Source organism: Amycolatopsis sp. NPDC004079, from assembly GCF_040610415.1.
Taxonomy (GTDB): domain Bacteria; phylum Actinomycetota; class Actinomycetes; order Mycobacteriales; family Pseudonocardiaceae; genus Amycolatopsis; species Amycolatopsis halotolerans.
In genome coordinates this window covers 37,002-47,130 of sequence record NZ_JBEXMH010000067.1, presented here as the reverse complement: position 1 = coordinate 47,130, position 10,129 = coordinate 37,002, and the positions used below count along the sequence as shown (strand labels likewise).

Sequence of the window (10,129 nt, the reverse complement as noted above, 5' to 3'; positions counted from 1 at the left end):
TGGTGCGACGCCAGCCACACCAACACGCCCACACCCCCACAACACAACCCACACCCACCAACAACATCAACAAAAAACCACCCGGTGGATCCAGGTCAGATTCCCTCAAGGAGCCCTTCACGGACCACAACCCGGCTTCCGCTCCCGGGCTAGGGCCCACGGCGACGTGCGTTCAACCGGATCGAGCCAGCTGAGCTGGGGAAACACGCCAGCAGCGCGTCCGCCTCACAGCCTTGAGTTCCCGGCATGGGACTCTGATTCCCTCACGGCTCCAGGCAAACAGCCACCGGCTCAGCGGGCCGAGGTCACGCGGCTCAAGGCCCCGGCATCGCCCCTCACACCGGGTCCGGCTCCCCCAGCTGCGCGACCGGCCCGTCCAGCTCCTCGTGCCGGGAGGCGAGCGTCCCCGCCAGGTGCACCAGCTTCACGTTCAGCTGCTGCGAAGTCCGCCGCAGCAGGTCGAACGCCTCCTCCGCGTCCAGGCCCCGGCGCGCCATGATGATGCCCTTGGCCTGGCCGATCACGTCCCGGCTGTCCAGCGCGCGCCGCAGCTGCGCCTGGTGCAGTTCGCTCCGGGTGACCGCGTCCGTTTCGGCCACCGCGAGGGTCGCGTGGCTGGCCAGGAGCAGCACGACGTCGCGGTCGGCGTCCGTCAGGCCGCCGGGGGTGCGGGAGTAGAGGTTGAGCGCGCCGGAGAACCGCGACACGGCGTCGTCGACCAGCGCGGTCGCCAGCACCGCGCGCCAGCCGACCTCGGCCGCCGCCGCGGCCCATCGCGGCCACTGTTCGTCCTTGCTCAGGTCGGCGCATTCGAGGAATTCGGGCCGGTTCGGGATCGCGGCGTCGTGGCAGGGGCCTTCGCCCAGGCGGTACTGCAGCCGGTCCAGCTCGGCGGCCGCCGGGTCGGTGTAGGCGGCGGTGTGGAAGTTCCCGTCCGGCGCGCGCAGCGTGATCGACACCAGTTCGGCGGCGGGCACCAGCGACGCGGTCGCGTCCACGATCAGCTGCAGGACATCGCCCACTGAACGCGCGGCCAGGAGCATCTCGGTGAGCGTCCGGAACTGCTCGCCCGAGGGCCGCAGCGACTCGTCCTCGAAAGCCAGCGCCGCGGACGCGGAATCGGCGACCGGCACGCCCTCGTCTTCGAGCACCTGGCGGGCCACTCCGCCCTCCCGGCAGGCGAACACTGCTTCGCTCCGCCCGGCGGTCTCGCGCAGCGCGGCGAGGTCCTGGCTTGAGAACGACGTCAGCTCGCTCAGCTCGAAGACCACCATCCGCGGCTCCGCGGACAGCGCTTCGCCCACTTCTCCGCGCAATTCGGCCGGATCGCCGCTCAGCCGCACCACGGCCGAATAGTCGACCGACGCTCCGCTTCCGCCTTTCACGATTCCCTCCCCGCCGGCCCGGGCAACCAGCAAGCGCCTGCCAAGGTACTCGGATCCCGGACCGGACGCGCGACCGTGCCGGGTCGCGTTTTCACCGCGCTCGCGGGCACAGTTCCGGCCCGGCCCCACCGGTTTTCCCGAGGGGCCGGACCGGAACGGGACGGCTAGCCGACCTCGGCCGCGAGACTCCGCGCGGCGGCGCCCGGTTCGATGGCGTCGGCAAGGCGTTCGACCACCCGGAACTCCCGGTCGAGGCCGAGAACGCGCAGCGGCCGCAGCACCGCGCGCTGCCCGGCCACGACGACGAACGCGATACCCGCCGCGTCCGCCGCCCGCGCGGCGTCGGTCAGCACTTCCAGCCCGCTGACCGAGCAGAACGTCAAGGCGGAGACGTCGGCGATCAGGGCAGGCGGACGCAGTGCCATTTCCCCGGCCAGCACTTCGCGCAGCCGGGCGGTGGAGCGGACGTCCAGTTCCGCGGAGACCGCGACGACGGTTTCGCCGGCGGTGGCGGTGATCAGTGTTCTGGCCGGTGTCCCCGGCAGATACGAAAGCGTTTCATGCACCATGGAGCCCTCCTCGCAGATGCGAGACCGGGCCGACGCTCGCGGCCCGGCCCTGGGCCCGGAGCAACGGGCCGCATTGGGTCAGGCGACGGCACGTGGGCTGAACCGCTCCTGCCCAGACCCTACCGCAGTGTCGCGCCCGCCGCACTGCCCTCGACCTGCCGAAGCATCGATCTCGCCGGGGCACGGTGAACAATGGACAGTCCTCGACGCCCGGACACAAGCGACAGCGCAGGAACTCCCGTGAGGTTGAAACCGTTCCTCGCCAGGATCCGCTCACTGTCCATAATGGACTCCACTGCTCGCGCCGGAGCGGAAACCAGCGCTCCCCGGTTTCACCCGAACTGAACCGAGTACCCAGACAGCGTGGCGACCACCCGCGCGGCCGCGAGCCCGGAACTGCCCCCGGCTGGCCAGCACGCCCGCGCTGCTGCGCGAAAGCACCTGACGTTCCTGAGCTACACGCCGTTCTTCCACCGCGACCCGGAAATGTTGCCGTGCGCGGATTCCTTACGGCTTCGACACAGCTTCGACGCTGCTCGCCGCACTGTTGCAGCAAGCGGGCTTCGCGCCGCGAGGCACCGCCGCCGACCTGCGGACGGGGCGGCTCCCCGCGACGCTGAACCACTTCGGTACGCGCTGTCCTAAGACTTACCGGCTTTACTTCAACCGCTCGAGCAGCGCGTCGCAAAACGCGGGCAGGTCATCGGGATTGCGCGACGTGATGACGCCATCGTCCGTCACGACCTCGCGGTCGACCCACTCCGCGCCGGCGTTGCGCAGGTCGGTTCGCAGCGACGGCCAGGAAGTGACCGTCCGGCCGCGCGCGAGTCCGGATTCGGCGAGCAGCCAAGGGCCGTGGCACACGGCCGCGACCGGCTTGCCCGCGGCGGCCGTTTCTCGGACCAGCGCGACCATCGGCTCGCTGGTGCGGATCTTGTCCGGCGAATACCCGCCGGGCACCACGACCGCGTCGAAGTCCGCCGCGCCGACCTCGTCCACGGCCTGTTCGGTGGTGATTTTGGTGCCGTGCAAGGCGGTCAGCTTCTTGCCCCGCTCCAAGCCGACGACCACCGCCTCGTGCCCGGCCGAGCGCAACCGCTCGCACGGCACCAGGAATTCGTCGTCCTCGGTCATTTCGTCCACGAGCACTGCCACGCGGGCCATGCTGGTCTCCTCTCTGAACGGCGTCCGTTGCCGCCCGGTTACCCGCGGCCCGGCCGGGCCATGCCGCTTGTGCGGTGTCCCACGACAGCCGCGTCAGCCCGGAGTCTCGACGTCGCCGCGCCACGCCCCCGTTTCGCGTCCGCGCTGTTCGATGAACTGCTTGAACCGCAGCATGTCCCCCTTCACGAGCCGGTCAAGGATGCCGAGCTTGTCGGCGGCGTTCTCGGCGAGCCCCTCCGGGTCGATCTCCATCTGCGCGGTGACCCGCGTCACCGTGTCGGCCAGCCGGTGGAACGTGATCACCCCGGCGTGGTCCGGCCCGGAATCCGAGCGCCACGCGACGCGTTCGTCCGGGTGCTGCTCGGTGATGGTCGCGTCGAACTCCCGGCCGACGCCGCCGAACCGGGTGACCCAGTGCGTGTGCGTCGCGTCGAGCTGGCGGATCTCCTCCACGCCTTCCATGAATTCGGGGAAGGATTCGAACTGCGTCCACTGGTTGTACGCGGTCGACACCGGGACCTCGACGTCCACGATTTCGGTGATCGTGCTGCTCATCCACTCCTCCTCGCAAGCGGGTACCGGCACCGGGTGCCCGGGGCGCGGCGGGACGAAACCGGCGCGATTGCCCGGCCGCGCGCCGGGTACCCGTGCGGCGGAAAGGAGGCGCCCATGCGAGTCGTGATCGTCGGCGGCGGATTCGCCGGATACCACGCGGCGCGGAAGCTGCTGCGCACCCTCGGCGACCGCGCCGAGATCGTCGTGCTGAACCCGACCGACTATTTCCTGTACCTGCCGCTGCTGCCGGAGGTGGCCAGCGGCATCGTCGACCCCCGGCACGTCGCGGTGTCCATTCCGGACACTCTGCGCGGCGTGCGGCTGGTGCTGGGCACCGCGGAGTCGGTCGACTTCGACGCCCGCACCGTGACCTTCACCGACCCGGAGGACCGCCAGGGGACCCTGGGCTACGACCGGCTGGTCCTCGCGGCGGGCAGCGTCAACAAGCTGCTGCCGATCCCCGGGGTCGCCGAATGCGCGCACGGTTTCCGGGGCTTGCCTGAAGCGTTGTACCTGCGCGACCACGTCACCCGCCAGATCGAACTGGCCGCCGCGACCGACGACCGGGCCGAACGCGACGCCCGGTGCACGTTCGTCGTCGTCGGCGCGGGCTACACCGGCACGGAGGTCGCCGCGCAGGGCCCGGAGTTCACCGCCGACCTCGCGCGCCGCCACCCCGAACTCGACGGGCAGCCGATGCGCTGGCTGCTGCTGGACATCGCCGAACGCGTACTGCCCGAATTGGACCCTCGGCTCGGCGCCACCGCCGACCGGGTGCTGCGCGAGCGCGGTGTCGAGGTCCGGATGAAGACGTCGGTGGACCAGGCGGATGTCGAAGGCGTCACGCTGACCACCGGCGACGCGGTGCCGACGCACACGCTCGTGTGGTGCGTGGGCGTCCGTCCCGATCCGCTGGTGTCCGGCCTGGGTCTGGAAACCGTGAAGGGCAGGCTGGTCGTCACGCCGGAGCTGAACGTGCCCGGCCGCGACGACGTGTTCGCGTGCGGCGACGCGGCGGCGGTGCCGGACCTGACCCGTCCCGGCGAGACCACGCCGATGACCGCGCAACACGCGCAGCGGCAAGGGAAACTGGCCGGAAACAACGTCGCCGCTTCGCTCGGGGCCGGCCGCCCGCGCCGGTACCGGCACCGCGATCTCGGCTTCGCCGTCGACCTCGGTTCGGGCCAGGGCGCGGCCAATCCGCTGCACATCCCGCTGGCCGGCCTTCCCGCCCGGCTGGTGACCCGCGGCTACCATCTGCTGTCCCTGCCGGGAAACCGCCTGCGCACGGCCGCCGACTGGGCGCTGCAGAAGACCGGGCGGCGGCAGACCGTGCAGCTGGGGCTCGTCCGTTCCGGCGCGGTCCCGCTGGACACCGCGTCGCCCGAGTTGCCTCGGACCCGGTGAGACTTTCCCAAACGTTGGGAGGAAGAAATGGACACACACGAACTCCGCGCACTGCTGACCGACGGTCCGTTCGTCTCGGTGCACTTCGACGAATCGCACGACACCGAAGACGCGGCCAAGCAGTTGCGGTTGCGGCTCAAGGAAATCGAGGCCACGCTCGAAGACCAGGGCGCCGACCGGCCGACTGTCGGGGAAGTTCTCCGCGCTGTGGAGGAAAGTCCGCCGCCGGTCGGACCGGCCGGCCGCACCGTCGTCGCCGCGCACGGCACCGTCCTGCTCGACCGGCGGCTCGCCGCTCCGCCACCGGCGCAGGAGGCGCGCTACTCGGCGCTGCCGTACTTCCTGCCGACGGTGAGCCATCTCGAAGAGGCCCCCGCGCACCTGGTGGTGCTCGTCGACCGGACCGGCGCCGACATCGAGGTGCACCGGCCCGACGGAAGCGTGGAAACCGAGACCGTGCAGGGTCAGGAACACCCGGTGCACAAGGTCCGCGGCGGCGGTCCCGCGCACCGCGACATCCAGTCGCACGCCGAGCAGACCACGCGCCGCAACCTCTCGGAAGTCGCCGACCGCATCGCGAAGGCCGCCGAACGCGTGCGGCCGCGGGCGATCGTCCTGGCCGGTGAAGTCCAGGCCCGCACCGAACTGCGCGAACGCCTTCCGGAACCGGCCCGCTCGCTCACCGCGGAAGTCGACGCGGGCGGCCGGGCCTCCGGTGCCGACCGCGCCGAACTGGACCGCGCCGTTCACGAACTGCTTACCGGACAACGGTTGCGCGAACTGGACGACCTGGCCGACCGCTTCCGCGCCGGCGCCGGGCGCGACTCGGCACTGGCGGTCAGCGGATTGTCCGCCGTCACCGCCGCGCTGGCCGAGGCGAACGTGGCGACGCTGCTGGTCGGAGGCTCCGGCGAGGCCAGCGTGTACACCGGCACGGAACCGACCCAGGTCGGCGTGGCGAAACCGCGACTGGACGCGCTCGGAGCGGACGACCCGGCCCGCCGCCGCGCCGACGAAGCCCTGCCGTACGCGGCGGTGGCCGTCGGCGCGGACGTCGTGGTGATGGACGAACGGCTCGATCTGGCCGACGGATTCGGGGCGTTGCTGCGACATCCGTGACGGGCGTGCGGAGCTGGGCCCGGGTGCCTCGACACCCGGGCCCAGCCATTTGTCTACAGTGGACTTTTACCGCAACGCAGGCAGCAACTCCCGCTCCGCGAACTCCGCAAACCCCGGCTGCTGCTCCGCACCGCCGATCTGCACCAACGCCACATCCGTGAACCCCGCCCGCGCGAACTCCTTCACCGCGTCCACAATCGGCCCCGCATCCGGGCCGCACGGAATCCCCGCCGCCACATCATCCTCACGCACATACTGCGTCGCCGCGTCGAACGCCCGCGTGCCGGGCAGCTCCGCGTTCACCGGCCACCCCGAGCCGAACCAGCGGAACTGCTCGTGCGCGCGCCGGATCGCCGCGCCGCGGTCCGGGTCCCAGCTGATCGGCAGCTGGCCGATCTTGCGCGCCGGCGGCCCGAGCCGGTCGTGGTCCCATTCCGTGCACAGCTCCGCGTTCGGCTCGACCGCCACCATCGCGTCGGCCACCGGAGCGAACCGCTGCACCGATTTCGGGCCGGACACGGCGATCGCGATCGGCACCCGCGTCGGCGACAGGTCCCACAGTTTCGCCCCGTCGGCGCGGTAGTGCTGGCCGGTGTAAGTGAACGTGCCGCCGTCGAACAGGCCGCCGATGATCTGCACCGCTTCGGCGAGCCGGTCGTGCCGCACCGACACCGACGGCCAGCCCTGGCCCACGACGTGTTCGTTCAGGTTCTCCCCCGACCCGAGCCCGAGGGTGAACCGGCCGTCGGACAGCAGTTGCACGGTCGCGGCCTTCTGCGCCACCACCACGGGGTGGTACCGCATGGTCGGGCAGGTCACGAGCGTCATGAGTTCGATCCGCTCGGTCGCCTGCGCCACCGCGCCGAGCACGCTCCACGCGTACGGCGCGTGCCCCTGTTCGGCCAGCCACGGCGAATAGTGGTCGCTGCAGGCGGCGAAATCGAACCCGGCCCGCTCGGCGGCGGTCGCGCAGCCGACCAGCTCGCGCGGTCCGGTCTGTTCAGTCATCAAGGTGTAGCCGATGCGCATCTTCTCCCCGTTCGACGGGCTCTTCTCAGGGCGCGTACGGCCGCCCCGGAACCTCTTTCCGCCGCCCGGTTACCCTGTCCCGGCCCGGTTCACCCGTCGCGTCTGTCCGAAAGAGACGCCGGGCGGTCAGGACCCGGCCAGCGCCGCCTCGACCGTCGGGTACAGGAGAAGGCTCTGCTCCAGACCGGTGAGCTGGATGGGCCGCACGGTCGCCCGGCCGGACGCGACGATCCGCAGGACGGCGCGCGACGCCCGGGCCCGCGTCATGGTCACCAGCGCGGTCAGCCCGGCCGAAGCCAGGAATTCCACCGCGGCGATATCCACCACCAGCGCCGGCGGAGCCGCGGCCAGCACCTCGTCGACAGCGGCGGTCAGCAGCGGCGCGGTGACCATGTCGACCTCGCCGTACACCGTCAGCACCGCGGCCGGGGGCCGATCGGCGCGCTCGACGCGGAACTCGCGCACCGGGTCGCTGCCGGGAGCGGTCGGCTCGTCCATCGTGATGGTCCCGTCGTCGGTCGCCCCTGCCCGGCCGGGCAGGAGGGAGACACCCCACCATGATGCCCGTCCCTCGGCCGCGACGCAGGTGAGCGGCGATCAATCCGCTTCGTCCGGTTCGGCCCGCGGCATTAATGCCGATGCTCTTCCTTACGCCATTTGCCTGATCTCCTTCCTTCTCGCCGAGCAATGTGGTGACAAATTCACACCGCGCGAATGGCCGCGGCCGCAGAATTGCCCGCCGATCCCATGTTTCACTCGACCGAGTGAGGGTATCCGGTTGTGAGCACGCCTCATTCCCCACTGAGAGAAGGAAGACGAGGTTTTCCCCGTGATTGTTCTCGGCGTCATTCTGCTCGTGATCGGGTTCGTCGCCTCGATCCAGATTTTGTGGAGCATCGGGATCGCGCTGGTGGTGATCGGCGCGATACTGGCGGTGCTCGGCGGGACCGGACGCCGAATCGGCGGCCGCGCCCATTGGTACTGATCCAGCGGAAACGGAAAACACGGGCTGAGGCCCCGGGACGCGTCCCGGGGCCTCAGCCCGCTTCGCTCAACCGAGCAGCCCGGCCGCCAGTTCCCGCGCGGCTCGCACCGTCGTCAGGCCCCGATCGCGGGCGCGCGACAGCACCGCGCCTGCCGTGTCCGCGATCGCGTCGATCTTCGCGTTCGCCGCGGCCTCGTCCATCCCGAGTTCCTCGCAGCCGACCGCGTGGATGATCCCGCCCGCACTCGCGACGACGTCCGGGATCCACGTGATCCCCCGGTCCCGCAGCACCGTCGCGACCTCCTCGGCGGCGAGCTGGTTGTTCGCCGGCCCCACGATCAGCGACGCCCCGCACGCCGCCGCCGACTCCGCCGTCAGCAGGCCGCCCGTCGCGGCGGGCACCAGGACGTCCAGCCGCTCCCGCACGAGGTCCTTCGTCGTCCAGGTCGCGCCAAGCCGTTCCGCGACCGGCCGGAGCCCGCTGTCGACGTCCGTCACGACGACGTCCGCCCCGCGCTCGAGCAGCGACTCGCAGACGAGCCGTCCGACGCTCCCGAATCCGATCACGCCCGCCCGCAGCCCCGCGACCGAACCCGGCGCGACACCGGCCTGAAGCGCCGCCACAACTCCCCGCGCGGTCGCCGCGCTCGACGTTCCGCTGCCGCCCTGGGCTTCCGGACGGCAGAACGCCCAGCCGTGGGCGAGACGGTGGATGTCCGCCATGTCCTCGGACGTCGACCCGATGTCCGGCCCCGTGCGATACCGCCCGCCGAGTGCGGCGATCGCTTCGGCGATGTCAGCGATCAGGTCGCGCCGCCGCACTCCTTCCGCAGGCAGGACGGCGACAGTTTTGCCGCCCCCGTAAGGAAGTCCGGCCAGCGCGCACTTCATCGTCATCGCCGCCGACAGCCGCAGCGCGTCCTCCGCCCCGTCCCGCCACGACGGATACTCCTTGATCCGGCACCCGCCGATCGCCGGTCCCCGCGCCGTCGAATGGATCGCGACGGCGATCGCGACTCCCGACCTCGCGCCGCGGACGATCTGAAGTGCTTCCCCAGCGAAACTCTCTGTTCGGTTCATGACGCCACCCTGCCTCTTCTGTCGCGCACCTGGACGCGCTGGCAGTGATATGTTCGGCAAATGCCCGAACTGCCGAACCTGGATCGGATCGACAGCCTCATCGTCCACGAACTCCAGCAGGACGCCCGGATCCCGATGCGCGACCTCGCCGAACGCGTCGGAGTCGCCGCGTCCACCTGTTCCGAGCGCATCGGCAGGCTGCAGGCCCGCCAGGTGCTGACCGGTTTCCACGCCGAGGTCGACCTGCCCGCGCTCGGCAGGTCGGTGCAGGCCATGGTGTTCGCGCAGATCCGCCCGCTGAGCCAGCCGATCATCGACCGTTTCCGCCGCGACGCGCTCGCGATGCCGGAGGTGATGGCCGTCTTCGTCCTGGCCGGCGGCGACGATTTCCTGCTGCACGTCGCGGTCCCGGACGTCTCGCGGCTGCACACGTTCCTCGTCGAGGATCTCAGCAGCCGCAAGGAGGTCGTGCAGTTCCGCAGTTCGATCGTGTTCGACCACAGCCGGAAACGGGCGATCGAAAACCTCGCCGGGAATCAGTGACGCGGGCGGACCCCTGTCCCGGACGCGGCCCGCGCCAGTCTGGCCGGAACCGCTCATCCGGCCGCCGGCATCGCGTAAAGACCAATTAATCCGCCACCGCAAAAGAAACCCACCTCGCGGAACTGCTTTCCCGATAAGAAAACCTTAGAGCTTCGTTGACCATTAGGTCGCCTGCGCTTCTTTGCCACGTTGCCCATGCCGAAGTGCGCCCGTTCGGACGTTGGATGGCTGATCCGGCCGCTGCTAGTGTCGCCAGCACGGGCAGGGGGTCGCCGTCGTGCGAAATTGCCCGG

Annotated in this window: 11 protein-coding genes; 4 read left to right on the top strand and 7 right to left on the bottom strand. The window is 70.8% G+C overall.

Annotated elements, in window-relative coordinates; translation table 11 throughout:
- Window positions 1–335: 335 nt before the first annotated feature.
- From ABZX37_RS41045 to ABZX37_RS41030, 4 genes are all read right to left on the bottom strand, one after another.
- Entirely contained in the window at window positions 336–1,385 is a 1,050-nt protein-coding gene (locus ABZX37_RS41045; protein ID WP_354749068.1) for a GAF and ANTAR domain-containing protein, read from the bottom strand.
- A 164-nt stretch (window positions 1,386–1,549) separates the two neighbouring features.
- Window positions 1,550–1,954 (bottom strand): STAS domain-containing protein, encoded by a 405-nt coding sequence (locus ABZX37_RS41040; RefSeq protein ID WP_354749066.1) that lies wholly within the window; start codon window positions 1,952–1,954, stop codon window positions 1,550–1,552.
- 657 nt (window positions 1,955–2,611) lie between these two features.
- A complete protein-coding gene (locus ABZX37_RS41035) occupies window positions 2,612–3,118 on the bottom strand; it encodes a type 1 glutamine amidotransferase domain-containing protein (protein WP_354749064.1) in 507 nt (168 codons plus the stop codon).
- A gap of 93 nt (window positions 3,119–3,211) precedes the next feature.
- Entirely contained in the window at window positions 3,212–3,673 is a 462-nt protein-coding gene (locus ABZX37_RS41030) for an SRPBCC family protein (protein WP_354749062.1), read from the bottom strand.
- 114 nt (window positions 3,674–3,787) lie between these two features.
- Between ABZX37_RS41030 and ABZX37_RS41025 the strand changes: the two genes are divergently transcribed.
- Both ABZX37_RS41025 and ABZX37_RS41020 read left to right on the top strand, forming a co-directional pair.
- Window positions 3,788–5,080, top strand: a complete 1,293-nt coding sequence (locus ABZX37_RS41025) for an NAD(P)/FAD-dependent oxidoreductase (RefSeq protein WP_354749060.1) — start codon at window positions 3,788–3,790, stop codon at window positions 5,078–5,080.
- A gap of 27 nt (window positions 5,081–5,107) precedes the next feature.
- Window positions 5,108–6,199, top strand: coding sequence for a Vms1/Ankzf1 family peptidyl-tRNA hydrolase (locus ABZX37_RS41020; RefSeq protein ID WP_354749058.1), 1,092 nt, complete (start codon window positions 5,108–5,110; stop codon window positions 6,197–6,199).
- Between the two features lie 66 nt (window positions 6,200–6,265).
- Here ABZX37_RS41020 and ABZX37_RS41015 read toward each other — a convergent pair whose 3' ends face one another.
- Together ABZX37_RS41015 and ABZX37_RS41010 are read right to left on the bottom strand one after the other, a co-directional pair.
- Window positions 6,266–7,228 carry a TIGR03557 family F420-dependent LLM class oxidoreductase gene (locus tag ABZX37_RS41015; protein ID WP_354749056.1) on the bottom strand — a complete coding sequence of 321 codons (963 nt, stop codon included), beginning with the start codon at window positions 7,226–7,228 and terminating at the stop codon, window positions 6,266–6,268.
- A gap of 126 nt (window positions 7,229–7,354) precedes the next feature.
- Window positions 7,355–7,726 (bottom strand): STAS domain-containing protein, encoded by a 372-nt coding sequence (locus ABZX37_RS41010; protein ID WP_354749054.1) that lies wholly within the window; start codon window positions 7,724–7,726, stop codon window positions 7,355–7,357.
- A gap of 331 nt (window positions 7,727–8,057) precedes the next feature.
- Between ABZX37_RS41010 and ABZX37_RS41005 the strand changes: the two genes are divergently transcribed.
- Complete coding sequence (locus ABZX37_RS41005; RefSeq protein WP_344272896.1) at window positions 8,058–8,213, top strand: hypothetical protein; 156 nt, start codon at window positions 8,058–8,060, stop codon at window positions 8,211–8,213.
- Window positions 8,214–8,279: 66 nt separating this feature from the next.
- On the opposite strand, the gene ABZX37_RS41000 is transcribed toward ABZX37_RS41005, so the two are convergent.
- On the bottom strand, window positions 8,280–9,293 hold the full coding sequence (locus ABZX37_RS41000) for a Glu/Leu/Phe/Val dehydrogenase dimerization domain-containing protein (RefSeq protein ID WP_354749052.1): 1,014 nt from the start codon (window positions 9,291–9,293) through the stop codon (window positions 8,280–8,282).
- A 60-nt stretch (window positions 9,294–9,353) separates the two neighbouring features.
- On the opposite strand from ABZX37_RS41000, the gene ABZX37_RS40995 reads away from it, so the two are divergent.
- Window positions 9,354–9,836, top strand: coding sequence for an Lrp/AsnC family transcriptional regulator (locus ABZX37_RS40995; protein WP_354749050.1), 483 nt, complete (start codon window positions 9,354–9,356; stop codon window positions 9,834–9,836).
- Window positions 9,837–10,129 lie beyond the last annotated feature (293 nt).

Excerpts from the sequence above, each read along its gene's own strand:
- ABZX37_RS40995 (WP_354749050.1), top strand. The coding sequence starts at position 9,354 with ATGCCCGAACTGCCGAACCTGGATCGGATCGACAGCCTCATCGTCCAC.
- ABZX37_RS41030 (WP_354749062.1), bottom strand. The coding sequence starts at position 3,673 with ATGAGCAGCACGATCACCGAAATCGTGGACGTCGAGGTCCCGGTGTCG.
- ABZX37_RS41010 (WP_354749054.1), bottom strand. The coding sequence starts at position 7,726 with ATGGACGAGCCGACCGCTCCCGGCAGCGACCCGGTGCGCGAGTTCCGC.
- ABZX37_RS41020 (WP_354749058.1), top strand. The coding sequence starts at position 5,108 with ATGGACACACACGAACTCCGCGCACTGCTGACCGACGGTCCGTTCGTC.
- ABZX37_RS41040 (WP_354749066.1), bottom strand. The coding sequence starts at position 1,954 with ATGGTGCATGAAACGCTTTCGTATCTGCCGGGGACACCGGCCAGAACA.
- ABZX37_RS41025 (WP_354749060.1), top strand. The coding sequence starts at position 3,788 with ATGCGAGTCGTGATCGTCGGCGGCGGATTCGCCGGATACCACGCGGCG.
- ABZX37_RS41035 (WP_354749064.1), bottom strand. The coding sequence starts at position 3,118 with ATGGCCCGCGTGGCAGTGCTCGTGGACGAAATGACCGAGGACGACGAA.
- ABZX37_RS41000 (WP_354749052.1), bottom strand. The coding sequence starts at position 9,293 with ATGAACCGAACAGAGAGTTTCGCTGGGGAAGCACTTCAGATCGTCCGC.
- ABZX37_RS41015 (WP_354749056.1), bottom strand. The coding sequence starts at position 7,228 with ATGCGCATCGGCTACACCTTGATGACTGAACAGACCGGACCGCGCGAG.